Origin of the sequence: Micromonospora deserti, assembly GCF_003236335.1 — a bacterium.
GTDB classification, from domain to species: Bacteria; Actinomycetota; Actinomycetes; order Mycobacteriales; family Micromonosporaceae; genus Micromonospora; species Micromonospora deserti.
Genome location: NZ_POUB01000056.1, coordinates 1 through 26924, shown reverse-complemented (window position 1 = coordinate 26924; position 26924 = coordinate 1). Strand labels below are relative to the sequence as shown.

21 protein-coding genes are annotated in these 26924 nt (G+C 72.3%); 14 read left to right on the top strand and 7 right to left on the bottom strand.

Going from position 1 to position 26924, the window contains the following annotated elements; genetic code table 11:
- Positions 1-185 precede the first annotated feature (185 nt).
- From uvrA to uvrC, 3 genes are all read left to right on the top strand, one after another.
- Entirely contained in the window at positions 186-3125 is a 2940-nt protein-coding gene (gene uvrA, locus C1I99_RS11115; RefSeq protein WP_111134132.1) for an excinuclease ABC subunit UvrA, read from the top strand.
- 349 nt (positions 3126-3474) lie between these two features.
- The gene (locus C1I99_RS11110; protein ID WP_111134131.1) at positions 3475-3957 is read left to right on the top strand and encodes a Rieske (2Fe-2S) protein; all 483 of its coding nucleotides are present in this window, start codon (positions 3475-3477) and stop codon (positions 3955-3957) included.
- A 192-nt stretch (positions 3958-4149) separates the two neighbouring features.
- Positions 4150-6129: an excinuclease ABC subunit UvrC gene (uvrC, locus tag C1I99_RS11105; protein WP_111134130.1), complete on the top strand. Its 1980-nt coding sequence runs from the start codon at positions 4150-4152 to the stop codon at positions 6127-6129.
- Between the two features lie 199 nt (positions 6130-6328).
- Here uvrC and recQ read toward each other — a convergent pair whose 3' ends face one another.
- The gene (gene recQ / locus C1I99_RS11100; protein WP_111134129.1) at positions 6329-8173 is read right to left on the bottom strand and encodes a DNA helicase RecQ; all 1845 of its coding nucleotides are present in this window, start codon (positions 8171-8173) and stop codon (positions 6329-6331) included.
- 462 nt (positions 8174-8635) lie between these two features.
- On the opposite strand from recQ, the gene rapZ reads away from it, so the two are divergent.
- The 8 genes from rapZ to C1I99_RS11060 all read left to right on the top strand — a co-directional run bounded on the left by rapZ (position 8636) and on the right by C1I99_RS11060 (position 15598).
- Positions 8636-9481: an RNase adapter RapZ gene (gene rapZ / locus C1I99_RS11095; protein ID WP_233512466.1), complete on the top strand. Its 846-nt coding sequence runs from the start codon at positions 8636-8638 to the stop codon at positions 9479-9481.
- Entirely contained in the window at positions 9478-10467 is a 990-nt protein-coding gene (locus C1I99_RS11090) for a gluconeogenesis factor YvcK family protein (RefSeq protein ID WP_111134127.1), read from the top strand. Before rapZ ends, C1I99_RS11090 begins: the two co-directional genes overlap by 4 nt.
- A 54-nt stretch (positions 10468-10521) precedes the next feature.
- A complete protein-coding gene (whiA, locus tag C1I99_RS11085) occupies positions 10522-11502 on the top strand; it encodes a DNA-binding protein WhiA (protein WP_111134126.1) in 981 nt (326 codons plus the stop codon).
- Positions 11503-11766: 264 nt separating this feature from the next.
- Entirely contained in the window at positions 11767-12771 is a 1005-nt protein-coding gene (gap, locus tag C1I99_RS11080) for a type I glyceraldehyde-3-phosphate dehydrogenase (RefSeq protein WP_111134125.1), read from the top strand.
- Positions 12768-13967 carry a phosphoglycerate kinase gene (locus tag C1I99_RS11075; RefSeq protein ID WP_111134124.1) on the top strand — a complete coding sequence of 400 codons (1200 nt, stop codon included), beginning with the start codon at positions 12768-12770 and terminating at the stop codon, positions 13965-13967. Before gap ends, C1I99_RS11075 begins: the two co-directional genes overlap by 4 nt.
- Entirely contained in the window at positions 13967-14758 is a 792-nt protein-coding gene (gene tpiA, locus C1I99_RS11070; RefSeq protein WP_111134123.1) for a triose-phosphate isomerase, read from the top strand. The genes C1I99_RS11075 and tpiA overlap by 1 nt, the downstream gene beginning before the upstream one ends.
- 95 nt (positions 14759-14853) lie before the next feature.
- Positions 14854-15117 carry a preprotein translocase subunit SecG gene (secG, locus tag C1I99_RS11065; protein ID WP_111134122.1) on the top strand — a complete coding sequence of 88 codons (264 nt, stop codon included), beginning with the start codon at positions 14854-14856 and terminating at the stop codon, positions 15115-15117.
- 139 nt (positions 15118-15256) lie between these two features.
- On the top strand, positions 15257-15598 hold the full coding sequence (locus tag C1I99_RS11060; protein ID WP_111134121.1) for an RNA polymerase-binding protein RbpA: 342 nt from the start codon (positions 15257-15259) through the stop codon (positions 15596-15598).
- A 24-nt stretch (positions 15599-15622) separates the two neighbouring features.
- On the opposite strand, the gene pgl is transcribed toward C1I99_RS11060, so the two are convergent.
- The 6 genes from pgl to tkt all read right to left on the bottom strand — a co-directional run bounded on the left by pgl (position 15623) and on the right by tkt (position 24087).
- On the bottom strand, positions 15623-16393 hold the full coding sequence (pgl, locus tag C1I99_RS11055) for a 6-phosphogluconolactonase (protein WP_111134120.1): 771 nt from the start codon (positions 16391-16393) through the stop codon (positions 15623-15625).
- Positions 16394-16462: 69 nt separating this feature from the next.
- Entirely contained in the window at positions 16463-17479 is a 1017-nt protein-coding gene (locus C1I99_RS11050; protein WP_111134119.1) for a glucose-6-phosphate dehydrogenase assembly protein OpcA, read from the bottom strand.
- On the bottom strand, positions 17476-19023 hold the full coding sequence (zwf, locus tag C1I99_RS11045) for a glucose-6-phosphate dehydrogenase (protein WP_438941402.1): 1548 nt from the start codon (positions 19021-19023) through the stop codon (positions 17476-17478). Before zwf ends, C1I99_RS11050 begins: the two co-directional genes overlap by 4 nt.
- Positions 19024-19028: 5 nt before the next feature.
- Positions 19029-20678 carry a phosphoglucose isomerase-related protein gene (locus C1I99_RS11040; RefSeq protein ID WP_111134117.1) on the bottom strand — a complete coding sequence of 550 codons (1650 nt, stop codon included), beginning with the start codon at positions 20676-20678 and terminating at the stop codon, positions 19029-19031.
- Between the two features lie 76 nt (positions 20679-20754).
- Positions 20755-21933 carry a transaldolase gene (gene tal / locus C1I99_RS11035; protein ID WP_111134133.1) on the bottom strand — a complete coding sequence of 393 codons (1179 nt, stop codon included), beginning with the start codon at positions 21931-21933 and terminating at the stop codon, positions 20755-20757.
- A 15-nt stretch (positions 21934-21948) separates the two neighbouring features.
- Complete coding sequence (tkt, locus tag C1I99_RS11030) at positions 21949-24087, bottom strand: transketolase (RefSeq protein ID WP_111134116.1); 2139 nt, start codon at positions 24085-24087, stop codon at positions 21949-21951.
- A 286-nt stretch (positions 24088-24373) separates the two neighbouring features.
- Between tkt and C1I99_RS11025 the strand changes: the two genes are divergently transcribed.
- The 3 genes from C1I99_RS11025 to C1I99_RS11015 form a co-directional block, all read left to right on the top strand.
- The gene (locus tag C1I99_RS11025; RefSeq protein WP_111134115.1) at positions 24374-25330 is read left to right on the top strand and encodes a heme o synthase; all 957 of its coding nucleotides are present in this window, start codon (positions 24374-24376) and stop codon (positions 25328-25330) included.
- 352 nt (positions 25331-25682) lie between these two features.
- Entirely contained in the window at positions 25683-26018 is a 336-nt protein-coding gene (locus tag C1I99_RS11020; RefSeq protein ID WP_111134114.1) for a hypothetical protein, read from the top strand.
- On the top strand, positions 26015-26924 hold a 910-nt coding region (locus C1I99_RS11015; RefSeq protein ID WP_199562083.1), incomplete at its 3' end, for an ATP-grasp domain-containing protein. The genes C1I99_RS11020 and C1I99_RS11015, both read left to right, overlap by 4 nt.

Here is a 26924-nt window from a genome sequence, read left to right as displayed (position 1 = left end):
GCCCGACAGGGGTGCGGTGGGCGGGGCCGACCGGGCTGAGCTGGGGGAATGTGCGGGCGAGGGAAAGTGTCGTAGCTCAGGGCTAGAGTTGCCCGGGCGCCTTTCCTGCGTCCGCACAACCGCTCGGACCTGCCTCAGAGCGGACAGATCCGCCCTCATCTTCTGCACCCGGGAGTACACCGACCGTGGCCGACCGACTGATCATCCGTGGCGCCCGCGAGCACAACCTGCGTGACGTCAGCCTCGACCTGCCCCGGGACGCCCTGATCGTGTTCACCGGGCTCTCCGGGTCGGGCAAGTCGAGCCTGGCCTTCGACACGATCTTCGCCGAGGGGCAGCGCCGCTACGTCGAGTCGCTCTCCTCGTACGCCCGGCAGTTCCTCGGCCAGATGGACAAGCCGGACGTCGACTTCATCGAGGGTCTCAGCCCGGCCGTCTCGATCGACCAGAAGTCCACCTCCCGCAACCCGCGCTCGACCGTGGGCACCATCACCGAGGTCTACGACTACCTGCGGCTGCTCTTCGCCCGTGTCGGCGAGCCGCACTGCCCGGTCTGCGGTGAGCGGATCTCGCGCCAGACCCCCCAGCAGATCGTCGACCGGGTCCTCGGCATGGCCGAGGGCACCCGGTTCATGGTGCTGGCCCCGGTGGTCCGCGGCCGCAAGGGCGAGTACGTCGACCTCTTCGCCGAACTGCAGGCCAAGGGCTACGCCCGGGCCCGGGTCGACGGGGTGGTCCACCCGCTGACCGAGCCGCCCAAGCTCAAGAAGCAGGAGAAGCACACCATCGAGGTGGTCATCGACCGGCTCACCGTCAAGCCCAGCGCGAAGCAACGGCTGACCGACTCGGTCGAGGCCGCCCTGAGCCTCTCCGGTGGCCTGGTGCTGCTCGACTTCGTCGACCTGCCGGAGGATGATCCGGAGCGCGAGCGCCGCTATTCCGAGCACCTCGCCTGCCCCAACGACCACCCCCTCGCCATCGAGGATCTGGAACCCCGGGTCTTCTCGTTCAACGCCCCGTACGGCGCCTGCCCGGAGTGCACCGGGCTGGGCACCAAGAAGGAGGTCGACCCGGAGCTGGTGGTGCCCGACCCGGAGCGCACGCTGCGCGAGGGCGCGATCCAGCCCTGGTCGAACGGGCACAACCTGGAGTACTTCCTGCGGCTGCTGGAGGCGCTCGGCGAGGCCGAGCACTTCGACGTCGACACCCCCTGGCGGGCACTGCCGTCCCGGGCGCAGAAGACCATCCTGCACGGCTCCGGCGACCAGGTGCACGTGCGCTACCGCAACAAGTACGGCCGCGAGCGCTCCTACTACACCGGCTTCGAGGGCGTGGTGCAGTGGATCGAGCGCCGCCACTCCGACACCGAGTCGGACTGGTCGCGGGAGAAGTACGAGGGCTACATGCGGGACGTGCCCTGCGCGGCCTGCGGCGGCGCCCGGCTCAAGCCCGAGGTGCTCGCGGTGACCCTGGCCGGCCGGAGCATCGCCGAGGTCTGCAACCTGTCCGTGGGCGAGGCCGCCGAGCTGCTCGCCGGCATCGAGCTCACGGACCGGCAGAAGATGATCGCCGAGCGGGTGCTCAAGGAGATCAACGCCCGGTTGAGGTTCCTGCTCGACGTCGGCCTCGACTACCTCTCCCTGGACCGCCCGGCCGGCACCCTCTCCGGCGGCGAGGCGCAGCGCATCCGGCTGGCCACCCAGATCGGCTCGGGCCTGGTCGGGGTGCTCTACGTGCTCGACGAGCCGTCGATCGGTCTGCACCAGCGCGACAACCACCGGCTCATCGAGACCCTGGTCCGGCTGCGCGGGCTGGGCAACACCCTGATCGTGGTCGAGCACGACGAGGACACCATCCGTACCGCCGACTGGATCGTCGACATCGGCCCCGGCGCCGGCGAGCACGGCGGCCGGATCGTGCACAGCGGCTCGGTGCCGGCGCTGCTGGAGAACCCGGAGTCGATCACCGGGGCGTACCTCTCGGGTCGCCGGGAGATCCCGACGCCGAAGCGGCGGCGCCCGCAGACGCCGGGCCGGGAACTGATGGTGCACGGGGCGCGGGAGCACAACCTGCGCAACCTCACCGTGTCGTTCCCGCTCGGCCAGCTGATCGCAGTGACCGGGGTCAGCGGCTCGGGCAAGTCGACGCTGGTCAACGACATCCTGTACGCGGTGTTGGCCAACCAGATCAACGGCGCCCGGCTGGTGCCCGGCCGGCACACCCGGGTCGCCGGCCTGGAGCACGTCGACAAGGTCGTCGGGGTCGACCAGTCCCCGATCGGGCGCACGCCCCGGTCCAACCCCGCCACCTACACCGGCGTGTGGGACCACGTCCGCAAGCTCTTCGCGGAGACCACCGAGGCCAAGGTCCGGGGGTACGGCCCGGGCCGGTTCTCGTTCAACGTCAAGGGCGGCCGCTGCGAGGCGTGCTCCGGCGACGGCACGATCAAGATCGAGATGAACTTCCTGCCCGACGTGTACGTCCCGTGCGAGGTCTGCAAGGGCGCCCGGTACAACCGGGAGACCCTGGAGGTGCACTACAAGGGCAAGACCGTCTCGGACGTGCTGGAGATGCCGATCGAGGAGGCGGCCGAGTTCTTCTCCGCCATCCCGGCCATCCACCGCCACCTCAAGACCCTGGTCGACGTGGGGCTCGGCTACGTCCGGCTGGGCCAGCCGGCGCCGACCCTCTCCGGCGGTGAGGCGCAGCGGGTCAAGCTCGCCTCAGAGTTGCAGAAGCGCTCCACCGGCCGGACGGTCTACGTGCTCGACGAGCCAACCACCGGCCTGCACTTCGAGGACATCCGCAAGCTGCTGATGGTGCTCGAGGGCCTGGTCGACAAGGGCAACACCGTGATCACCATCGAGCACAACCTGGATGTGATCAAGTCGGCCGACTGGCTGATCGACATGGGCCCGGAGGGCGGCCACCGGGGCGGCACCGTACTCGCCACGGGCACCCCGGAGGAGGTTGCCGAGGTGGGCGAGAGCCACACCGGGCAGTTCCTGCGCCAGGTGCTCAAGCTCGACGGCGAGGCGAAGGGCGCCGCCGCGGCCACCTCCCGGGCGGCCAAGGCCAACGGCGTGAAGTCCCGCTCCCGGAAAGTCCCGGCGGGCGCCCGCTGACGGCACGCCAGTGTGCCGGCGACCCGCCGGGCCTCGCCGGTCACCCGTGACCAGCAGCGGCACCGGCATCGACGCTGGGCGCGGACGGCCGACCGCCGAGTCCCGCCGCAGAGAATCGCCTGCTCGCCGGAGAGCCGCCGGTCACCCGGCGAGCAGGCTCACCCGGGCCTCGCCGGTCATGACGGCGAGCGGGCTCACCCGGGCGTCCGGCCTCGCCGGCCAGCGTGGCCGGCGGCGGCCCCGCACGGCTGCGGCGTCGCCGATCGGGTGAACCGTCGGGCAGAGTGATGCGTGTAGACCAGTGTGGCCGCGGATCATGACGGCGGCAGCCGCGAGAGAGAGGCGAGGCATGAGTGACGATCAGGTGCTGACCGGGCCGGGTACGCAGACGCGCCGGGTACTGCTCACCGGCGCGGGCGCGGTCGGCGCGGCGGTGGTCCTGGCCGCGTGCGGCAGCGACGACTCCGGTGACGGTGCCGCCCCGACCAGCGGCGGCCCGGCGGTCCCCAGCACCGGCGACGCCGGTGGCGGGGACCGCGAGGCCGCGCAGTCGCTGGCCCGCACCACCGACATCCCGGTCGGCGGCGGTGCGGTCTTCGTCGCCCAGGGGGTGGTGATCACCCAGCCCGCTGCCGGCCAGTTCAAGGGCTTCGACCCGATCTGCACCCACCAGGGCTGCCCCGTGTCGAACGTCGACGGCGGCACCATCAACTGCACCTGTCACGGCAGCAAGTTCTCGATCGAGGACGGCTCGGTCAAGGCGGGCCCGGCCACCAAGCCGCTCGCCCCGAAAGAGGTCAAGGTCACCGGCGACCAGATATCGCTGGCCTGACCGCGGTGCCGGCTCGGCCGGCGGCGGTGCGGTTCCGGCGCTGCCGGCCGGCCGGCAGCGCCGGAACCCAGCGCTCGCGGGTTCCGGGGCCGGGACACCCCGTCCGGCCCCGTCCCGGCGGCGGTGCCGGACCTGCGGAGGCCGCCGTGCCGACGGGGGAACCTGTCGGGGGCGCGGATTAGGCTTGCTGCCGTGGCTGACCCCTCGACCTACCGTCCCGAGCCCGGCACCATTCCGGAGTCGCCCGGGGTCTACCGCTTCCGCGACGGCACCGGCCGGGTGATCTACGTCGGCAAGGCGAAGAACCTGCGCAGCCGGCTCAACTCCTACTTCGCCGACCTGTGGAGTCTGCACCAGCGCACCCAGCAGATGGTCACCACGGCCGAGTCGGTCGACTGGGTCACCGTCGGCACCGAGGTCGAGGCGCTCCAGCTCGAATACACCTGGATCAAGCAGTACGACCCGCGCTTCAACGTCCGCTACCGCGACGACAAGTCCTACCCCTACCTGGCGGTGACCCTCGACGAGGAGTTCCCGCGGCTGCAGGTGATGCGCGGCGCCAAACGCAAGGGAGTGCGCTACTTCGGTCCGTACTCGCACGCCTGGGCGATCCGCGAGACGCTCGACCTGCTGCTGCGGGTCTTCCCCGCTCGCACATGCTCCGCCGGCGTGTTCAAGCGAGCCGGTCAGGTCGGCCGTCCGTGCCTGCTGGGATACATCGGCAAGTGCTCGGCCCCCTGCGTGGGCAGCGTCACCGCGGAGCGGCACCGAGAGATCGTCGACGGGTTCTGCGACTTCATGGCGGGCCGCACCGACACCATGGTGCGCAGGCTGGAACGCGAGATGACCGAGGCCAGCGAGCAGCTGGAGTTCGAGCGGGCCGCGCGGCTGCGTGACGACATCGCCGCGTTGCGCCGGGCCATGGAGAAGCAGACCGTGGTGCTCGGCGACGGCACCGACGCCGACGTGGTCGCGTTCGCCGACGACCCCCTCGAAGCGGCCGTCCAGGTCTTCCACGTCCGGGACGGCCGGGTCCGTGGCCAGCGCGGTTGGGTGGTCGAGAAGACGGAGGACCTGACCACCGGCGACCTGGTGCACCACTTCTGCACCCAGGTCTACGGCGGCGAGCAGGGCGAGGCCGACGTGCCCCGCGAGCTGCTGGTGCCGGAGCTGCCCGCGGACGCCGACGCGCTGGCCGACTGGCTGTCCAGCCACCGGGGCAGCCGGGTGACGCTGCGGGTGCCGCAGCGCGGCGACAAGCGGTCTCTGCTGGAGACGGTGGAGCGCAACGCCAAGGACGCGCTGGCCCGGCACAAGCTGCGCCGTGCCGGCGACCTGACCACCCGGAGCAAGGCGCTCGACGAGATCAGCGACGCCCTGGGGATGCGTACCGCGCCGCTGCGCATCGAGTGTTTCGACATCTCCCAGATGCAGGGCACCGACGTGGTGGCCAGCATGGTCGTATTCGAGGACGGCCTGCCCCGCAAGAGCGAGTACCGGCGTTTCATCATCCGGGGCGCGACCGACGACCTCTCCGCCATGTCCGAGGTGCTGCGCCGGCGCTTCGCCCGCTACCTCGACTCCCGAGCCGAGGCCGGCGAGGTGGGTGTGGAGTCCGCCGACGACCCCGAGGCCCCGGCCGGGCAGGCCGGCGCCGGCGAGCCCCGGGTCGGCATGCTGGTCGACCCGACGACCGGGCGACCGCGCAAGTTCGCGTACCCCCCGCAGCTGGTGGTGGTCGACGGCGGCGCGCCACAGGTCGCGGCGGCGGCCCAGGCCCTCGCCGAGCTGGCCATCGACGACGTCGCGCTCTGCGGGCTGGCCAAGCGGCTGGAGGAGGTGTGGCTGCCCGACGACGACTTCCCGGTCATCCTGCCGCGCACCTCCGAAGGGCTCTACCTGCTGCAACGGGTGCGCGACGAGGCGCACCGGTTCGCCATCACGTTCCACCGGCAGCGACGCTCCAAGCGGTTGACCCAGTCGGCGCTGGACAATGTCCCCGGCCTGGGGGAGGTGCGCCGCAAGGCGCTGCTGCGGCACTTCGGCTCGCTCCGGCGGCTCTCCGCCGCCAGCGTCGAGGAGATCACCGAGGTGCCCGGAGTCGGCCGGCGCACCGCCGAGGCGATCCTGGCCGCCCTGGGCGGGCCGTCGACGGCACCCGCCGCCGACTGAGACCGCCTCCGGGCTCGCGGCTGAGACCGCCTCCGGGCTCGCGGCTGAGACCGCCTCCGGGCTCGCGGCTGAGACCGCCTCCGGGCTCGCGGCTGAGGTCGCCTGGGCTCGCGGAACTGAGGTCGGCCGGCCCGGCCCGGCAGGACCCTCGGGCCGGCGGGCACGGCGCCGGGCCCGCGGGTGTCGCCGGCGGGCGTCGTCAGGACTCGGCGAGGACGGTCAGGAGCTGCTCGCCGTACCTCGACAGCTTGGCCTCGCCGACGCCGCTGACCGTGGACAGCTCGGCCAGGGAGGTCGGCGCGTCGGTGGCGATTTGCCGCAGCGTGGCGTCGTGGAAGATCACGTACGCCGGGACGCCCTGCTCCTTGGCGGTGGCGGCCCGCCAGGCGCGCAGCCGGTCGAAGACCCCGGCGGCGGTCGGCGGCAGCTCGGCCACGACGGTGGCCGCGCCGCGCGGCTTGCCCGCCCGGGGCGAGGCCACCCGCTCCGGCTCGCGGCGCATCATCACCGTGCGGCGCCGGCCCAACACCTCGCCGCTCGCGTCGGTGAGGGCCAGCGTGCCGTAGTCGCCCTCGACCGCCAGCAGCCCCTCGGCAAGCAGCTGCCGGACCACGCCCCGCCACTCGGCCTCGCGTAGCTCGGCACCGATGCCGAAGACGGTCAGCGAGTCGTGGGCGTACTGGGTGACCTTGTCGGTGACCCGGCCGAGCAGGATGTCGATGCAGTGCCCGGCGCCGAAGCGTTGGTTGCGCTCCCGGTCGAGCCGGTAGACCGTGGAGAGCAGCTTCTGTGCGGCGACCGTGCCGTCCCAGGACTCCGGCGGGCTCAGACAGGTGTCGCAGTTGCCGCAGCCCCCGGCGGCCGTCTCGCCGAAGTAGTCCAGCAGTTGCGCACGGCGGCAGCGGACCGTCTCGCAGAGCGCGAGCATCGCGTCGAGGTGCGCGGCGAGGTTGCGGCGGTGGGCCAGGTCGCCCTCCGAAGTCTCGATCAGCTTGCGCTGCTGCACCACGTCCTGCAGGCCGTACGCGAGCCAGGCGGTCGACGGCAGCCCGTCCCGGCCCGCCCGGCCGGTCTCCTGGTAGTAGCCCTCGACTGATTTGGGCAGGTCCAGGTGGGCGACGAACCGGACGTCCGGCTTGTCGATGCCCATGCCGAAGGCGATGGTCGCCACCATGACCAGGCCGTCCTCGCGCAGGAAGCGCTGCTGGTTGGCGGCGCGGGTCGCCGCGTCCAGGCCGGCGTGGTAGGGCAGTGCGGCGATGCCGTTCTGCACCAGGAACTCCGCCGTCTTCTCCACTGAGGCGCGGGACAGGCAGTAGACGATGCCGGCGTCGCCGGGGTGCTCGTCGCGCAGTAGACCGAGCAGCTGCTTGCGCGGCTCGCGCTTGGGCACGATTCGGTACTGGATGTTGGGCCGGTCGAAGCTGGCCACGAAGTGCCGGGCGGCGGTGAGCCCCAACCGGGTGGCGATCTCGGCGCGGGTGGCGCTGGTGGCGGTCGCGGTCAGCGCGACCCGCGGCACGCCCGGCCAGCGCTCGTGCAGCATCGACAGGGCCAGGTAGTCGGGGCGGAAGTCATGCCCCCACTGCGACACACAGTGCGCCTCGTCGATGGCGAACAGGGCGATCCGGCCCCGCTCGAGCAGTTGGAGGGTGGACCGGGCGCCCAGCGCCTCGGGCGCGAGGTAGAGCAGGTCCAGTTCCCCGGCCAGGTAGGCGGCCTCGACCCGGCGGCGGGCGTCGAGATCCTGCGTCGAGTTGAGGAAGCCGGCCCGGACACCGACCGCGGTCAGCGCGTCGACCTGGTCCTGCATCAACGCGATCAGCGGCGAGACGACCACCGCGACGCCGTCGCGCACCAGCGCGGGGATCTGGTAGCACAGCGACTTGCCACCGCCGGTCGGCATCAGCACCAGCGCGTCGCCGCCGGCTACGACGTGGTCGATCACCTCGCGCTGGAAGCCGCGGAAGGCGTCGTAGCCGAAGACCCGGCGCAGCACCCGCAGTGCGTCGTCGGTGCGCAGATCGGTGGGGGAGGAGGCCATCCGCGGATTCTACGAGCCGGCCCGGACACCCGGTCGCCGCCGAGCCGGCCCGACGCCGCCCGCCCCGGTGGCGGGCTGCCGCTCATCGGGGCTGGGACGAGTGGTTGGCAGTGCCCGCGACGGCCGCCACCACCCCCCGTCCCCACGCCGATGCTTGTCGATCATGCAGTTGTGGTGGGCGTTCCGGCCCTGTTAGTACCTTTTAGGTGGCACCACAACTGCATGATCGACGGGCCGGGTCTCGGGCGTGCGGGGCGCGGTGGGCGTGGGGCGTGGCGGCGGTCGAGCAGTGGTGCGGGATAGAGTCGCTGTTTGACCACGCGCGGTCGGGGAGCCGGCCGCGGCGCCACGGCTTGGGGGTAGTGGGTGAGCGAGGCGCGCACGGCCGAGGAACGCGGCGGGACGACGACGGCGGCGGCGGTCGGCGGGCCACCGGCCCCGGCGGAGTCCGACACCACCCTCGTGGTGGTCACCGGCCTCTCTGGAGGTGGCCGCAGCACAGTGGCCCGGGCCCTGGAGAACGTCGGCTTCTACGTGGTGGACAACCTGCCCCAGGCGCTCATGCTCGACATGGCCGAGCTGGCCTTCAAGGCGGGCGGCGCGGCCCGCCGCACGGCGATGGTGCTGGACGTCCGCTCACGCGCCTTCTCCACCGACCTGGCGGGCGCGATCCGGGAGCTGAAGGAGCGCGGCTTCTCGCCCCGGGTGGTCTTCGTCGACGCCGACGACGAGGTGCTGATCCGCCGGTTCGAGAGCGTCCGCCGCTCGCACCCGTTGCAGGGCGACGGGCGGCTCGCCGACGGCATCGCGGTCGAGCGCGGCCTGCTGGAGGAGGCCCGCGACCAGGCCGATGTGATCATCGATACCAGCCACCTCAACGTCAACCAGCTGCGCCGCCGCGTCGAGGAGCTCTTCGGCGGCGAGGACGCCCGCAGGCTGCGGGTTACCGTGCTCTCCTTCGGCTTCAAGTACGGCCTGCCGCCCGACGCCGACTTCGTGCTCGACGCCCGGTTCCTGCCCAACCCGTACTGGGTCCCGGAGCTGCGCGAGCACACCGGGCGGGAGGAGGCGGTCAGCTCGTACGTGCTCGGCCAGGAGGGCGCGGACGCCTTCGTCGCCACGTACGCCGACCTGGTCAACGCCACCACCGCCGGCTTCGAGCGGGAGGGCAAGCGGTACCTCACCGTGGCCGTCGGCTGCACCGGCGGCAAGCACCGCAGCGTGGCCATCGCCGAGGAACTCGCCGCCCGGCTGCGTCAGTCCGGCATCGCCGCCAACGCCCAGCACCGGGACCTGGGGCGGGAGTGACGGTGGTGCGGGTGGTCGCCTTCGGCGGGGGCCACGGCCTCTCCGCCTCGCTGCGCGCGTTGCGCCGCTGCTCCCCGGAACTCGACCTCGACATCACCGCGGTGGTCACCGTCGGCGACGACGGCGGCTCCAGCGGCCGGTTGCGCGCCGAGCGTGGCGGGCTGCCCCCCGGTGACCTGCGTCAGGCGCTGGTCGCGCTGGCCGGCGACCATCCCGCTACCCGGCGCAGCGCCGGGCTGTTCCAGCACCGCTTCGCCGAGGTGCCCGCGGCCGGCGGGGACGCCGGTGGCCCCGGCGACGGGCTGGCCGGGCACGCGGTGGGCAACCTGGTGCTCTGTGGGCTGATGGAACTGCTCGGCGATCCGGTCGCCGCCCTGGAGCACGCCGGGGCGATGCTCGGCGCGGTGGGTCGCGTGCTGCCCATGTCGTGTGAGCCGGTGGGGATCGAGGCGCGGGTGTGCGGCGTCGACCCGGAGCGCCCCGACGAGGTGCGGACGGTCACCGGCCAGCACCAGGTGGCGGTGACCACGGGCCGGGTGGAGGCGCTGCGGCTGACCCCCGCCGCCCCGGTCGCCTGCCCGGAGGCGGTCGCCGCGATCGGCGAGGCCGACTGGCTGATCTTCGGGCCGGGCAGTTGGTACACCAGTGTGCTGCCGCACCTGCTGGTGCCGGAGCTGGCCGCCGCCATCGTCGCCAGCCCGGCCCGCCGACTGGTCACGCTGAACCTCGCCGCCGAGAAGGAGACGCTCGGCCTGTCCGTCGCCGACCATCTGGCCGCCCTGCGGTGGTACCTCCCGAAGCTGAAGGTCGACCATGTGCTGGCCGATTCCAAGGCGGTGGGTGATCCCGAACCGGTCGAACGTGCGGCAGAATCGCTGGGTGCCCGACTGGTCCTCGCCCCCGTCGCGGTCACCGACGGCACTCCCCGTCATGATCCGGCTGCCCTGGGCGCCGCACTGGTGCCTGTCCTGGGCGCCGATCGTTAGACACGTACGTAATCTCCGGCGACACGCCGGAACCGGTCCGTGAGGGGACGCACAATGGCGATGACAGCTGCGGTCAAGGACGAGCTGAGTCGGGTCGACGTGCCCAAGCCCTGCTGCCGGCGGGCGGAGATGGCGGCGCTGCTGCGTTTCGCCGGCGGGCTGCACATCGTCTCCGGTCGGGTGGTGGTGGAGGCCGAGCTGGACACCGGGGCGGTGGCCCGCCGGCTTCGGCGGGAGATCGCCGAGGTCTACGGGTACCCCAGCGAGATCCACGTGCTCGCCTCCGGCGGTCTGCGCAAGGGCAGCCACTTCATCGTGCGGGTGGTCAAGGACGGCGAGGCGCTGGCGCGGCAGACCGGGCTGCTCGACGTCCGCGGCCGGCCGGTGCGTGGCCTGCCGCCGCACGTCGTGGCGGCGAACGTCTGCTGCGCGGTGTCGGCCTGGCGGGGCGCGTTCATGGCGCACGGGTCGCTGACCGAGCCCGGCCGCTCCAGCGCCCTGGAGATCACCTGCCCCGGCCCGGAGTCGGCGCTGGCCCTGGTCGGCGCGGCCCGCCGGATCGGCATCACCGCCAAGAACCGCGAGGTGCGCGGCGTGGACCGGGTGGTGGTCAAGGACGGCGACGCGATCGCCGCGCTGCTCACCCGTATCGGCGCCCACTCCAGTGTGCTGGCGTGGGAGGAGCGCCGGGTCCGCCGCGAGGTCCGGGCGACCGCCAACCGGCTGGCCAACTTCGACGACGCCAACCTGCGCCGTTCGGCCCGCGCCGCGGTGGCCGCCGCCGCCCGGGTCACCCGGGCGCTGGAGATCCTCGCCGACGACGCGCCGCACCACCTGACCTCCGCCGGCCGGCTGCGCCTGGAGCACCGGCAGGCCTCGCTGGAGGAGTTGGGTGCGCTGGCCGACCCGCCGCTGACCAAGGACGCCATCGCCGGCCGGATCCGGCGACTGCTCGCGCTGGCCGACAAGCGGGCGCGGGACCTGGGCATCCCGGATACCGAAGCGGCCGTCACGCCGGAGATGCTCGTGGTCTGATAGGACGGTGAGGCGTCGCGGAGGCGAGCGGGATCACCACCCGGCGCAGCGCGGCACCCCACCCTCGGATAAGGTCGCTGCGTACGGCAAGGGGGCCGGCACCGGCTCTCCTCGCCGTGCTCACCGCCTCGGGCGGTCAGGTCCCTCGGACCGCGGCGGGGTGGCCGAGATGAACCGTCAACGGCCGGCTCCAACGGTCGGCGCACACCACTCCGCCGGCCCGGGTCTGATGCCGGCGGACCAGAACGCGAGGAGATGGGACCTGTGACCATCCGGGTTGGCATCAACGGCTTCGGCCGGATCGGCCGCAACTTCTTCCGGGCAGTGCTGGCGTCCGGCGCTGACGTCGAGGTCGTGGCCGTCAACGACCTGACCGACAACGCGACGCTCGCCCACCTTGTGAAGTACGACAGCATCCTGGGTCGCCTCCCGCAGGAGGTGAAGGCCACTGCCGACGAGATCACCGTCGGTGGCAAGCCCATCAAGGCGTACGCCGAGAAGGACCCGGCGGCGCTGCCGTGGGGCGAGGTCGGCGCGGACGTGGTGATCGAGTCCACCGGCTTCTTCACCGACGCCACCAAGGCGAAGGCGCACATCGACGGTGGGGCCAAGAAGGTCATCATCTCCGCCCCGGCGAAGAACGAGGACGTCACGGTCGTCATGGGCGTCAACCACGACCAGTACGACCCGGCCAGGCACACCATCATCTCCAACGCCTCGTGCACCACCAACTGCCTCGCCCCGATGGCGAAGGTCCTGCAGGACACGTTCGGCATCCAGCAGGGCCTGATGACGACCATCCACGCGTACACCCAGGACCAGAACCTCCAGGACGCGCCGCACAAGGACCTGCGCCGGGCCCGGGCCGCCGCGCTGAACATCGTGCCGACCTCCACCGGCGCGGCCAAGGCGATCGGCCTGGTGCTGCCGGAGCTCAAGGGCAGGCTCGACGGCTACGCGCTGCGGGTGCCGATCCCGACCGGCTCGACCACCGACCTGACGGTCAACCTCAACCGCGAGACGACCGTGGACGAGGTGAACGCCGCGATGAAGGCCGCCGCCGACGGCCCGCTCAAGGGCATCCTGGTCTACAACGACGACCCGATCGTCTCCGCCGACATCGTCACCGACCCGGCGTCCTGCATTTTCGACGCGCCGCTGACCAAGGTCGTCGGCAACCAGGTCAAGGTCGTCGGCTGGTACGACAACGAGTGGGGTTACTCCAACCGCCTGGTGGACCTCGTGAAGCTGGTGGGTAGCTCGCTGTGAGCATCCGTACCCTCGACGACCTGCTCGCCGAGGGGGTGTCGGGTCGGCGCGTGCTGGTGCGCGCCGACCTGAACGTCCCGCTCGACAAGCAGACCGGTGAGATCACCGACGACGGCCGGATCCGGGCCGTCCTGCCGACGCTGGGCGCGCTGGTCGAGGCCGGTGCCAAGGTGGTGGTCTGCTCGCACCTGGGCCGCCCGAAGGGCACTCCCGACCCGCAGTTCAGCCTGCGTCCGGTGGCCGGGCGGCTCGGTGAGCTGCTCGGCGCGCGGGTGCACTTCGCCGCCGACACCGTCGGCGAGTCCGCCCGCTCCACCGTGGACGCGCTCGCCGACGGCGAGGTCGCGCTGCTGGAGAACCTGCGTTTCAACGCCGGCGAGACCAGTAAGGACGACGCCGAGCGGGGCGCCTTCGCCGACCAGCTCGCCGCGTTCGGCGACGCGTTCGTCGACGATGCGTTCGGCGCGGTGCACCGCAAGCACGCCAGCGTCTACGACGTGCCGGCCCGGCTGCCGCACGTCGCCGGTCGGCTGGTGCTGCGCGAGGTGGAGGTGCTCTCGAAGCTCACCGGGGACCCGGCGCGCCCGTACGTGGTGGTGCTCGGCGGGTCCAAGGTCTCCGACAAGCTCGCGGTGATCGAGGCGCTGCTGCCGAAGGTCGACCGGCTGCTCATCGGCGGCGGCATGTGCTTCACCTTCCTCAAGGCCCAGGGCTACGAGGTGGGCTCCTCGCTGCTGGAGGAGGAGATGGTGGAGACCTGCCGCAACCTGCAGGAGCGCTCCGAGGACAAGATCATGCTTCCGGTCGACGTGGTGGTCGCGGACGCGTTCGCCCCGGACGCCCCGCACGACACCGTGCGGGTCGACGGCATCCCCAGCAAGCGGGTCGGGTTGGACATCGGCCCGGAGACCGTCGCCGGGTTCGCCGCCGCCCTCAAGGGCGCGCGGACGATCTTCTGGAACGGCCCGATGGGCGTGTTCGAGATGGCGCCTTTCGCCCACGGCACCCGTGGGGTGGCCGAGGCCATCGCCAAGTCTGACGCGTTCACGGTGGTCGGTGGCGGCGACTCCGCCGCCGCGGTGCGGGTGCTGGGCCTGGACGAGTCGTCCTTCGGGCACATCTCCACCGGCGGCGGCGCCTCCCTGGAATACCTCGAGGGTAAGACCCTCCCCGGCATCGCGGCCCTGGAGAAGTGATGGCGAACGCCACCCGCCGGCCGCTGATGGCCGGCAACTGGAAGATGAACTGCAACCACCTCGAGGCAAACCTGCTGGTGCAGAAGCTGGCGGCCAGCCTCACCGAGAAGCAGTTGACCGAGGTCGAGACGGTGGTGCTGCCGCCGTTCACCGCCCTGCGCACGGTGCAGACCGTCGTCGACGGCGACAAGCTGCTGATCGGCTACGGCGCGCAGGACCTGTCGCCGCACGCGGCGGGGGCCTACACCGGAGACGTCTCCGGACCGATGCTGGCCAAGCTGGGCTGCTCGTACGTGGTGGTCGGGCACTCCGAGCGGCGGGCCTACCACCACGAGGACGACGGCGCCGTCAACGCGAAGGTCAAGGCGGCGCTGGCGCACGGGCTGACCCCGATCCTGTGTGTGGGGGAGGGGCTCGACGTCCGGGAGCAGGGCGGCCACGTGGCGCACTGCCGTGACCAGCTCGACGGCGCCCTGCAGAGGCTGACCGCCGAGCAGGCGACCAGCGTCGTGGTGGCGTACGAGCCGGTATGGGCGATCGGCACCGGCAAGACGGCCACCCCGGAGGACGCCCAGGAGGTGTGCGCGGCGGTCCGCGAGCGGCTCGCCGAGCGGTACGGCCAGGACACCGCGGATCAGATCCGGATCCTCTACGGCGGTTCGGTCAAGGCGTCGAACGTCGCCGCGATCATGGCGAAGCCGGACGTGGACGGGGCCCTGGTGGGCGGCGCTAGTCTGGACGCCGAGGAGTTCGCGCAGATCTGCCGGTTCCCGGAGCACATCACCCGCTGATCGCTCGCTATCCTTGACTCCGCCCGTCCGCCGGTGGGTGCCGCCGTGCCCGATCTGCCCGGGCGAGGACCATAACGAGAGGACTGACCCCCGCCATGCCGATCTGGTTCGCATACACGTTGATCGCGTTGCTGGTCATCACGAGCATCCTGCTCACCCTGCTGATCCTGCTGCACCGCGGTAAGGGCGGCGGGCTGTCCAGCATGTTCGGCGGCGGTGTCAGCTCCAGCCTGGCCGGGTCGTCGGTCGCGGAGAAGAACCTCGACCGCTACACCGTCCTGGTGGGCATCGTCTGGTTCGCCTGCATCGTCGGGCTCGGGCTCTGGCTCCGCCTCCAGCTCAACAGCGCCGGCGCCTGAGCGAGCCCGCCGAGTCGTACAATCTGCGCGCGGTCCGTCACCTGACGGGCCGCGCGCAGGTCGTTTCATCCCGCTGCACCGCGTCGCCCGCCGCCAGCTGATCGCGGCGGTTCCCCTCCGACGACAGGAGCGAGCAGCCGTGCCGAGTGGCAACGTCATCCGCGGCACCCGGATCGGGTCCGCCCCCCAACGCCCCGCCGAGCGCTTCCAGCCGGTCCCGTGCCGGACGGTCACCTACTGGTGCCGCAACGACCACCGGACCGAGATCCGGATCGCCGCCGCCGCACCGGCCCCCGAGCTGTGGGACTGCCCGCGCTGCGGCCTCCCCGCGGGGCAGGACGCGCAGAACCCACCCGGGCGGGTCCGGGCCGAGCCCTACAAGACCCATCTGGCGTACGTGAAGGAACGGCGCACCGAGGAGGAGGGCGCGGCGATCCTGGCCGAGGCCCTGGCCGCGCTGCACCGCCGCCGAAGGCGCTGAGCGCCGGCCGGCCGCCGGCGGTGATCAGCGCAGGCTGCGTAGCCGCGCCGGCACGTCCGCCGCCGCGGCCCGGTCCAGCAGCCAGAGGGTACGACCGGTGCCCTGCACCCCCGCCGCCGGTAGCTGCACCGGCCCCGCTCCGGCCAGCGCCATGCCGACCGCCCGGGCCTTGTCCGCCCCGCTGGCCACCAGCCAGACCTCCTCGGCGGTGTTGATCGCCGGGAGGGTCAGGGTGGTGCGCACCGGCGGCGGCTTCGGGCTGCCCCGGACCGCGCTGACCGGCCGGTTCTCGTAGTGCACCGGATGCTCGGGGAAGACCGAGGCCACGTGCCCGTCCTCGCCGACGCCGAGCATCAGCACGTCGAAGTGGGGCAGGGCGGCGGTGCCCGGGCGGGCCGCCGCGGCCAGCTCCGCGGCGTACCGCGCGGCGGCCTCCTCCGGGTCCGGCCCGGCCGGGCCGTCGGAGGCGGGCATGGGGTGCACCCGGGCCGGGTGCAGGGGCACCACGTCCAGCAGCGCCGCCCGGGCCTGGGTCTCGTTGCGCTCCGGGTCGCCGGCGGGCAGGAATCGCTCGTCACCCCACCAGACGTCGACCCGGGACCAGTCGACCGCGTCCCGGGCCGGCAGTGCCGCCACCGCCCGGTAGATCGCCGCGGCGATCCGTCCGCCGGTCAGCACCACCGACGCCTGGCCCCGTTCGGCCTGCGCGTCCAGCAGCTTCACCACCAACCGGGCCGCCACCGCCTGCGCCAGCAGGTCGGCGTCGGCGTGGACGGCGACACTCGCCTCACTCATTCCCTGTGCCTTCGTTTCTCCGACCGTCACGGGTCGGTGTTCCGTCGGGCCGGCCGCGCTCCCGGGCGTTCAGTGGCGGGCGCTCGTCCCGGCGTGCGCGGTGACCCCCGCCTCGGCCCGCTGCGCGGTGGCCGGATCCTTCCAGACGTGCACCCGCTGGGCCGGGCGCTGGTCCAGGCCGGTCAGCCCGGCCGCCGTGCCCAGCGCCTCCGCGTACACCTGGTCGGCGTCCAGCCGGCGCAGCTCCTCGGCCAGTTCGTCGCCGAGCGGCCGGCGCACCAGCGGCAGGTGGCGATCGTCCTGGCCGGTGCGCCGGAACGTCGCCACGCTGTCCTCCCGGGTCAGCGTCAGCTCGTCGCCGTTGGCGCAGCGCAGCTGCACCTCGCGCATCCGGGGGTACTGATCGGTGTGCTCCCACCGCGGGCTGATCTCCAGCCGGCTGGCCAGCCAGCCGCACATCAGCGCGCCGGTCGGGTCGCTGCGCGGCGCGACCACCGTGGCCTCGGTGACCCGGGCCTCGGTGGTGTCGAACGCCCCGGCCACCAGGGTGCGCCATGGGGTGATCCGGGTCCACGCCAGGTCGGTGTCGCCCGGCGCGTAGTCCCGGGCCCGCTGCCGCAGCGCTTCGACCGGGTCGGCGGCCTGCGCGGCGTCGGTGATCCGCCGGTCCGCCACCACGCCGAGGAAGTCCGTGGCGATCTCGGCCGGCGGCTCGCCGTGCCACCAGGTCACGACCGGCACGTCCGGCACCAGCAGCGGCATCACCACCGACTCGGCGTGCAGCGCCAGCCGGCCGTACATCCGGGTGACCACCGCCTCGCACGGGCCGAGCCGGCCACCCACGACGATTTCCGCGTCCAGCCGGTTGCGGTCCCGGTCGACGTCGGAGCGGACCACCACCAGCAGCCGGCAGGGGTGGGCGGCAGCGGCTATCGTCGCCGCCGCCTCCGCCTCACGGACGCGCTTCTCGTCCACCACCACGATGAGGGTGAGGGCCATGCCGCTGGCCACCCCGCCGGCGCTACGGCGTTCGGCGGCGAGTGCCTTGACCACCTCGTTGCCGGTGGTGTCCCACAGTCCGATCATGCTCTTCTCCACGCCCGGCCCTCGCGGGCCAGCATCTCGTCGGCGGCCCGGGGGCCCCACTCGCCGGCCCGGTACGGCTCGGGCTTGGTGCCCGCCCAGGCCCGCTCCAGCGGGTCCACCACCTGCCAGCTCTGCTCGACCTCGGCGGCGTCGGGGAAGAGGGTGCGGTCACCGATCAGCACGTCCAGCACCAGCCGCTCGTACGCCTCCGGGCTGGATTCGGTGAACGCCTCGCCGTACTGGAAGTCCATCGCGATGTCGCGGACCTCCATGGTGGTGCCGGGCACCTTGGAGCCGAACTTGAGCACCACGCCCTCGTCCGGCTGGACCCGGATGACCAGCTGGTTGTTGCCCAGCGACTCCATGTCGGCCGGGTTGAACGGCAGGTGCGGCGCCCTCTTGAACATGATGGCGACCTCGGTGACCCGCCGGGGCAGCCGCTTGCCGGCCCGGATGTAGAACGGCACCTCCGCCCAGCGGCGGTTCTGGATGCCCAGCCGGACCGCCACGTACGTCTCGGTGGTGGACTCCGGCGGGACGCCCTTCTCCTCCAGGTAGCCCACCGCGCGTTCGCCGCCGACCCAGCCGGGTAGGTACTGGCCGCGGACGGTGCCCTCGGCGGCGTCCTTCGGCAGGGTGATCGCCTTGAGTACCTTCAGCTTCTCGGCGCGGATCTCGTCGGCGTCGAAGCTCGTCGGCTCCTCCATCGCCACCAGGGCGAGCAACTGGAGCAGGTGGTTCTGCAGCACGTCCCGGGCCGCGCCGGCTGAGTCGTAGAACCCGGCACGGGTGCCGATGCCGACGTCCTCGGCCATGGTGATCTGCACCGAGTCGACGTACCTGGAGTTCCACAGCGGCTCGAACAGGTTGTTGGCGAACCGCAGGGCCAGGATGTTCTGGACGGTCTCCTTGCCCAGGTAGTGGTCGATCCGGAAGACGTCCTGCCGGGTGAAGACGTCGTCGACCAGGTCGTTGAGCGCCTTCGCCGAGGGCAGGTCGTGCCCGAACGGCTTCTCCACCACCACCCGGCGCCACCCGCCGGACTTGGCGTTGTCGGCCATCCCGGTGCGGGCGAGCTGCTTGAGCACCACCGGGAACGCCGCCGGGGGGATGGAGAAGTAGAAGGCGGCGTTGCCGGTGATGCCGTGGGTCTGGCGCAGCTCGTCAAGGGTGGCGGCGAGGTGGTCGAAGGCGGCGTCGTCGTCGAACGAGCCGCCGACGAACTTGATGTTGCCGGCCAGCCGCGCCCAGACCTCCTCCCGCCAGGGGGTGCGGGCGTGCTTCTTGGCCGCCTCGTGCGCCAGGGACTCGAAGTCACCGTCGCCCCAGTCCCGGCGGGCGAAGCCGAGGACCACGAATCCCGGCGGCAGCAGCCCGCGGTTGGCGAGGTCGTACACGGCCGGGAGCAGCTTCTTCCGGGCCAGGTCACCGGTGACGCCGAAGATCACCAGAGCGCACGGCTCCGGGATCCTCGGCAGCCGCCGGTCCTGCGGGTCGCGTAGCGGGTTCACGCCGCCTCCTCGCTCCGCTTGGTCCACGTCCATCATCGTCACGCTCGCAGCGCCCCGACCGCATCGAGCAGTTGGACGATGCCCGCCGATCGGTCGGTCAGGTGTAGCCGCAGCAGGGGGCGTTGCCGTCCGGCCAGGGCCTGCCGGTCGCCGGCGGCCTGGGCCGCCTGCAACTCCCCGAAGGTGTACGGGCGGCCGGGCACCGGCAGATCAACGTCCACCGCGCCGGTCAGCTGGAGGTAGCTGCCGACCTGCGGGCCGCCCTTGTGGTACTGCCCGGTGGAGTGCAGGAACCGAGGCCCCCAGCCGAAGGTCACCGGCCGGCCGGTGGCGCCGGCCAGCAGCGGCCGCAGCCGGGCCGCGTCCGCGTCGGCGAGCCGGTCGAGGTACGCCATCACCGCGAGGTAGCCGTCGTCGCCCAGCCCGTCGACCAGCCAGCGCAGCACGCCGGCCAGGTCGCCCGGCGCGCCCGCCGGGGCGTACCCCTCGATCGCGCCCTCGGTGAACGACGGCGTCTCCGCCGGCGGACCGGAGGCGAGGATCTTCTCGGTGTTCTCCTTGCTCTCGGTGACGTTCGGCTGGTCGAACGGGTCGATGCCGAGCACCACGCCGGCGACCGCCGTGGCGTACTCCCAGGCCAGGAACTGGGCGCCGAGGGGGCCGTTGACCGCCAGGTCCGGGGAGGAACCGCCGCCGGGCACGTCGCCGGTGGTCAGCGCGCCGCCGTAGGTCACGGTGAGCACGTCCGGGCCGGTCGCGCCCGGGCTCTGCGGCGATTCGACCACCACCGGCAGGATCCCGACTCCGGCCTTGCCGGTGGACTCCGCGATGAGCTGCTCGGCCCAGTCGCCCAACCCGTCGATGCCGGTGCCGTCGGAGATCAGCGCGATCTTGTCCCGGCCTGTCGTGGCGGCCGCCCCCAGGGCGGCGCCGAGCGCGAGGCCAGGATTGTCCCGGTCACGGCCGAGCACCTCGGCGAGTGCGTCGGCCTGGTCGAGCAACTCGACCACCTCGACCCCGGCCAGGGCCGACGGCACCAGCCCGAACGCGGTCAGCGCCGAGTAGCGCCCGCCGACGGTCGGATCGGCGAGCACGGTGACGGCGCCCATCTCGACGGCGGTCGCCTCCAGCGGCGAGCCCGGGTCGGTGACGACGACGAAGTGCCGGCCGGCCTCCGCCTCGGTCATCCCCGCGTCGAGGAACGCCTGCCAGTACGCGCGCCGGTGGCTGTCGGTCTCCACCGTCGAACCGGACTTGCTGGACACCACCACGACGGTACGCTCCAGCCGGTCGGCCAGCGCCGCCCGGACCTGCCCCGGGTCGGTGGTGTCCAGCACGGTCAGCGGCTTGCCGAGGGTGCGCGCGATGACCTCGGGCGCCAGCGACGAGCCACCCATGCCGGCGAGCACCACGTGGTCCAGGTCGACCAGCTCCGCCTTCAACTCGGCGAGCTGGTGGAGCAGCTCCCGGCTGCGGCGGTGGGTGTCCACCCAGCCGAGCCGGATCTTCGCCTCGGCCTCGGCGTCGGGACCCCACAGGGTCGGGTCCTTCCGGGCCAGCCGGCCCGGGACGTCGTTGGCGGCCAGCGCGTCCCGGGTGGAGGCGGGCGCGGCCTTGTCGACCGCGTCCGCGCCGTACACGGCGAGTCCGGCGGCGGCCTCGACCGGCCCGGCCAGCAGGTCGCTCATGCCGCCACCCCGCTCCGCCCGGCGCCGGTCCGGGGCTGCCACCCGCGCAGCCCCGCGGTGCGCTCGCTGCGCCCGGTCACGCATTGCCTCCCGCCTGCTCGGCGGCCTGCGCGTTGTTCCTGGCGGCGGCGCCCGGGTGCCCGGTGCCCCGCCCGGCGGCGGCCAGGGACTTGCGGACGCCGTCGAGCAGCTCCAGCCAGCTGGCTTCGAACTTCTCCACGCCCTCGCGCTCCAGCACGGCGATCACGTCCGCCATGTCGACGCCCACCGACGCCAGGTCGGCGAAGACCTGGCGGGCCTCGTCGTACGAGCCGGTGATGGTGTCGCCGCGGGTTTCGCCGTGGTCGCCGTACGCGTGGATCACCGGTTCGGGCATGGTGTTGACCGTGCCCGGGGCGATCAGCTCCTCGACGTAGATGACGTCCCGGTAGTCCGGGTTCTTGGTCGAGGTGGAGGCCCACAGCGGCCGCTGCGGGTGGGCGCCGGCGTCGGCCAGGGCCTGCCAGCGGTCGGAGGAGAAGACCTCGCCGTAGCGCTCGTACGCCAGTTTGGCGTTGGCGATCGCGGCCTTGCCGCGCAGCGCCTTGGCCTGGTCGGAGCCGATCTTCTCCAGCCGCTTGTCGACCTCGGTGTCGACGCGGGAGACGAAGAACGACGCCACCGAGCCGATCTTGGACAGGTCGTGGCCGTTCGCCTTCGCCTGCTCCAGACCGGCCAGGAACGCCTCCATCACCTGGGAGTAGCGGTCCAGCCCGAAGATCAGCGTCACGTTGACGCTGATCCCCTCGGCCAGGGTGGCGGTGATCGCCGGCAGGCCGGCCTCGGTGGCCGGGATCTTGATGAAGAGGTTGGGCCGGTCGATCAGCCACCACAGCGCCCCGGCCTCGGCGACGGTCTTCTCCGTCTCGTGGGCCAGCCGCGGGTCCACCTCGATGGAGACCCGGCCGTCCACGCCGGCGCTCGCGTCGTACGCCGGCCGCATCACGTCACAGGCCCACCGCACGTCGTACGTGGTGAGCATGCGGACGGCCTCCTCGACGTCCACCCCACGGATGGCGAGGTCCTTCAGCTGCCAGTCGTACTCGTCCGCGTCGCTCAGCGCCTTCGCGAAGATGGTCGGGTTGGACGTCACCCCGACCAGGTGCTTCTCCCGTCGCAACTGGTCCAACCCGCCGGAACTCAGTCGGGTCCTCGAAAGATCGTCGAGCCAGATCGCCACACCCGCGGCGCTGAGCTCACCCAGCCTGTCCGTCATGCCGTCCACGCTCCCTCAGTTGCCGGTCGTGTTACCGGTGATCTCGCCCACCCGGGTCAGCGCCGCGTGCGCGGCGGCGACAATCCGGTCGGGAGTGAACCCGAACTGCTCGAAGAGCATGGAGTGCGGTGCGCTCGCCCCGTAGTGCTCCAGGCTGACGCTCTCGCCGCAGTCGCCGACGAAAGCGCGCCAGGACATGGCGATGCCCGCCTCCACGCTCACCCGTGCCTTTACCCCGCGCGGCAGCACCGACTCCCGGTACGCCTCCTGCTGCTCGGCGAACCACTCCTGGCAGGGCATGGACACCACCCGGGTGGGCGTGCCGTCGGCCTCCAGCCGCTCCCGGGCGGTCAGGCAGAGCTGCACCTCCGACCCGGTGCCGATGAGGATGACCTGCGGCTTGCCGTTGGAGGCGTCGGCCAGGACGTAGCCGCCCCGGGCCACCCCCTCGGCGCCGGCCAGGGCCGACCGGTCCAGGGTCGGCAGCGGCTGCCGGCTGAGCGCCAGCGCGGTCGGCCGGTCGGTGTGCGCCAGGGCCTGCCGCCAGGCCCAGACCGTCTCGTTGGCGTCGGCCGGGCGGACCACGTCCAGGCCGGGGATGGCGCGCAGGGCGGTCAGGTGCTCCACCGGCTGGTGCGTCGGGCCGTCCTCGCCGAGGCCGATCGAGTCGTGTGTCCAGACGTAGACCACCGGCAGCTTCATCAGCGCGGCCAGCCGCACCGACGGGCGCATGTAGTCGCTGAACACCAGGAAGGTGCCACCGTACGGGCGGGTGCCGCCGTGCAGGGCGATGCCGTTGAGGATCGCGCCCATGGCGTGCTCGCGGATGCCGAAGTGCAGGGTGCGGCCGTACTCGTGGCCGGGGAAGTCCTTGGTGGCATGGGTGGCCGGGATGAAGGAGGGCTCACCCTTCATGGTGGTGTTGTTGCTCTCCGCCAGGTCGGCGGAGCCGCCCCACAGCTCGGGCAGCACCGGGGCGAGCGCCTCCAGGACCTTGCCGGAGGCGGCCCGGGTGGCGATGCCCTTGGCGTCGGCCGGGAACTCCGGCAGCGCCTCCGTCCAGCCCTCCGGCAGGATCCGGCCGGCCATCCGGTCGTAGAGCGCACTGCGCTCCGGGTTGGCCTGTGCCCAGCCGTCGAAGGCGGTCGTCCACTCCCGCTGGGCGGCCTCGCCGCGGCGCATCACCTGGCGGGCGTGGGCGAGCACCTTGTCGTCGACCTCGAAGGTCTGCGCCGGGTCGAAGCCGAGGATCTGCTTGGTGGCGGCCACCTCGTCGGCGCCGAGCGCCGAACCGTGGATCTTGCCGGTGTTCTGCTTGTTGGGCGCGGGCCAGCCGATGATGGTGCGCAGCGCGATGAAGGAGGGGCGCCCGGTCTCCGCCTTGGCCGCCAGCAGCGCCTGGTACAGCGCCTCCACGTCCTCGTGGTAGTCGCCCTGGTCGGCGTCGCCGCGGCGCCAGTCGACCGTCTGCACGTGCCAGCCGTACGCCGCGTAGCGGGCCGCCACGTCCTCGCTCTTGGCGATGCGGGTGTCGTCCTCGATGGAGATCTCGTTGTCGTCGTAGATCATGCAGAGGTTGCCCAGCTGCTGGTGCCCGGCGAGGGCGCTGGCCTCGTGGGAGATGCCCTCCTCGATGTCGCCGTCGGAGGCGATGCACCAGATGTCGTGGTCGAAGACCGACGCGCCCGGCTCGGCCTCCGGGTCGAACAGGCCGCGCTCGCGGCGGGCCGCCATCGCCATGCCGACCGCGTTGCCGAGGCCCTGGCCGAGCGGGCCGGTGGTGGTCTCCACGCCCGGGGTGTGCCCGTGCTCGGGGTGGCCCGGGGTGAGCGAACCCCACTGCCGCAGCGACTTCAGGTCCTCCAGGCTGAGCGGGTATCCGGAGAGGAAGAGCTGGATGTAGAGGGTGAGGCTGGAGTGGCCGGCGGAGAGCACGAACCGGTCCCGGCCGGGCCAGTTCGGGTCGGCCGGGTTGTGCCGCATGACCCGGTTGAAGAGCAGGTAGGCCGCGGGCGCGAGGCTCATCGCGGTGCCCGGGTGGCCGTTGCCGGATTTCTCCACGGCGTCCATGGCCAGCACGCGGACGGTGTCGACGGCCCGGCGGTCGAGGTCGGACCAGTTCAGGGCGGGGTGCTCGGGTCGGTTGGCAGCCACGATGGTTGTGCTCCTCGGCAGATGGGCGGAACCCTCACCGGTGACCCTATCGAGCGGTCCTAAACGTCCGCCCGGGGATCTCGGCATGGTGTTCTGTACGTGTCCGGGAGGTTCGCCGTTCGATCGGCGCCCGCTCGGGTTTCCGCCCCGTCGGTGTGACGGCCCGCACCGTTGTCGGGTCGCCCGGGCAGCCAAAACGACGGCGCGTAGTCTGTGGGGCGGTGTGTGGCCCGTGTCGGGTCCGACCGATCCGACCTCCCCTGCCGACGCCGGAAGGTGGCAATCCGTGAGCATGATCACCGAGCGCCCCGTCAGCAACTCTGCCGGGCAGCAGCCGGTGCGGACGGCGGAGGCGTCGGCGGTGGTTCGCCGGGACGTGCGCGGGATGCTCGCCGCGTACGTCGCGCTGACCAAGCCACGGATCGTGGAGCTGCTGCTGGTCACCACGGTGCCGGCGATGATGCTCGCGCACGGCGGCATGCCGCCGCTGTGGCTGGTGGCGGTGGTGCTGGTCGGCGGTTCACTGGCCGCCGGGGCGGCCAGCGTCATCAACTGCTACATCGACCGGGACATCGACCAGCTGATGCGGCGCACCAAGCGTCGCCCGCTGCCCGCGCACACCGTGTCGCCGCGCAACGCGCTGATCTTCGGCCTGGTGCTGGCGGCGGTGTCGATCGCCCTGATGGCGGCGTTCACCAACCTGCTCGCCGCCGGGCTCACTCTCGCCGCGATCGTCTACTACGACCTCGTCTACACGCTGTGGCTCAAGCGCACCACCCCGGCGAACACATTCTGGGGCGGCGCCTGCGGGGCGGCGCCGGTGCTGATCGGCTGGGCGGCGGTGACCGGATCGCTGGCGCCGGCCGCCTGGGCGCTGTTCGCGGTGGTCTTCTTCTGGCAGATGCCGCACTTCTACCCGCTGGCGATGAAGTACAAGGACGACTACGCCCGGGCGGGCATCCCGATGCTGCCGGTGGTGGCCTCCGCACGCCGGGTCAACGCCGAGATCCTGATCTTCGCCTGGCTCACCGTGCTGTCGTCACTGGCCGTCTGGCCGCTGGGCATGAGCGCGATCTACGGCGTGCCCACCCTGGTCGTCGGCGGTGTCTTCCTGGTCGAGGCGCACCGGCTCGCCGGCCGGGTCGGGCGAGGCGAGGCGGTCAAGCCGATGCGGCTGTTCCACTGGTCGACGACCTACCTGACCATCCTCTTCGCGGCCGTCGCGCTGGACGCCCTGCTCTGATCCCGCGCCGCCCCGACCCGGGTGGCGGTCCACCTGAACGTCGACCGGACGGGAGCGGTTCACTCCCGTCGGGGAGCGGGCGTCGGCCGGGCGGCTCACTCTGTCGCAACAAATCATCATCGTGGATGAGTTGTCCGAGTTTAGCGTCACATCAGGGAAACTTTCGGCATGAGCCGGACCTGCTCAACCTGTGCCCCCAGTCGAGGTGGTTTGTCGCGCGATTTTGTGGGGTTGAGTGCGGATATATTCGGGCGAATCACCTTTGGTGTTTCTTAAACCTGTGGGTAATTGGCATCACAAAAGCTTCATGGTTCTCGCCCGCCCGGGTGGAAGTCTGCTTAGGCTTCGCGTCATGGCAGATGGTTCCGATACGACGCTGACGGCCGAGCAGACCGCCACCGAGCAGGCCCCCCACGGCCTGGTCGCGGGGATCAAGTCGTTCGCCGCCGGACACGGCGGGGCGAAGGCGGTCATCGAGTACGTCGGCAAGCGCGGGGCACGCATCGTCCTCGTGGGTGAGGACGGCGAGTGGGGCGACCAGTTCGCGGACGACACCGTCGTCGCCCGGGAGGCCTGCGCCGAGGCGGGAGTCACCGTCGAGAACGCCTGGGAGCGTGAACTGATGGACCAGATGCGTCCGAGCAACGACCTCTGGCGGTCGATGGCCCGGCGTTCCATGGCCCGTTGACACATACGTTGACCAGTCACCAGCCGACCCGGGGGGAACCCCGGGTCGCTCTTGTCACCTGTGCCGACCTGGCCGACCTGGAGCCGGACGACCGGCTCGTCATCCCGCCGCTCGCCGCGCGCGGCGTGCGCGCCGAACCGGTCGTCTGGGACGACCCGGCCGCCGACTGGGCCGGCTACGACCTGGCCGTGCTGCGCTCGCCGTGGGACTACATCTCCCGCCGTGACGAGTTCGTCGCCTGGGCGTCCGCGGTGCCCGCCCTGGCCAACCCGGCCGACGTGGTCGCCTGGAACACCGACAAGCGCTACCTCGACCAGCTCTCCGCCGCCGGGGTGCCGACGGTGCCCACCGGGTGGGTCGCACCCGGGGAACCGTGGGACCTCCCCGCCGACCACGGCGAGTACGTGATCAAGCCCGCCGTCAGTGCCGGCAGCCAAAACACCGGCCGGTACGACCTGGCCGATCCCGAGCACCGGGAGGCGGCGCGGGCGCACGTGCGCCGATTGGGCGACGCCGGCCGGCTGACCATGGTCCAGCCGTACCTGCGGGCGGTGGACACCGAGGGCGAGACCGCGCTGCTGTTTCTGGCCGGTCGGGACGGGCTCGCGTTCAGCCACGCCATCCGCAAGGGCGCGATGCTGATCGGCCCGGATCTCGGCGTGGCGGGGCTCTACAAAACGGAGGAGATCACCGCCCGGACCGCCACCCGCGACCAGCTGGCGGTGGCGGAGAAGACCCTCACGGCGGTGCCGGGCGGATCGGAGCGGCTCCTCTACGCCCGGGTGGACCTGATCCCCGGCCCGGACGGCTCACCCGTCCTGGTGGAGCTGGAGCTCACCGAGCCCTCGCTCTTCCTCGGTTACGCCGACGGCGCCCCCGCCCGCCTCGCCGAGGCCATCCTCACCC

Coding starts and splice junctions, on each gene's coding strand:
- C1I99_RS11110 (WP_111134131.1), top strand. CDS start 3,475: ATGAGTGACGATCAGGTGCTGACCGGGCCGGGTACGCAGACGCGCCGG.
- recQ (WP_111134129.1), bottom strand. CDS start 8,173: ATGGCCTCCTCCCCCACCGATCTGCGCACCGACGACGCACTGCGGGTG.
- whiA (WP_111134126.1), top strand. CDS start 10,522: ATGGCGATGACAGCTGCGGTCAAGGACGAGCTGAGTCGGGTCGACGTG.
- tpiA (WP_111134123.1), top strand. CDS start 13,967: ATGGCGAACGCCACCCGCCGGCCGCTGATGGCCGGCAACTGGAAGATG.
- secG (WP_111134122.1), top strand. CDS start 14,854: ATGCCGATCTGGTTCGCATACACGTTGATCGCGTTGCTGGTCATCACG.
- pgl (WP_111134120.1), bottom strand. CDS start 16,393: ATGAGTGAGGCGAGTGTCGCCGTCCACGCCGACGCCGACCTGCTGGCG.
- C1I99_RS11050 (WP_111134119.1), bottom strand. CDS start 17,479: ATGATCGGACTGTGGGACACCACCGGCAACGAGGTGGTCAAGGCACTC.
- zwf (WP_438941402.1), bottom strand. CDS start 19,023: ATGGACGTGGACCAAGCGGAGCGAGGAGGCGGCGTGAACCCGCTACGC.
- C1I99_RS11040 (WP_111134117.1), bottom strand. CDS start 20,678: ATGAGCGACCTGCTGGCCGGGCCGGTCGAGGCCGCCGCCGGACTCGCC.
- tal (WP_111134133.1), bottom strand. CDS start 21,933: ATGACGGACAGGCTGGGTGAGCTCAGCGCCGCGGGTGTGGCGATCTGG.
- C1I99_RS11020 (WP_111134114.1), top strand. CDS start 25,683: ATGGCAGATGGTTCCGATACGACGCTGACGGCCGAGCAGACCGCCACC.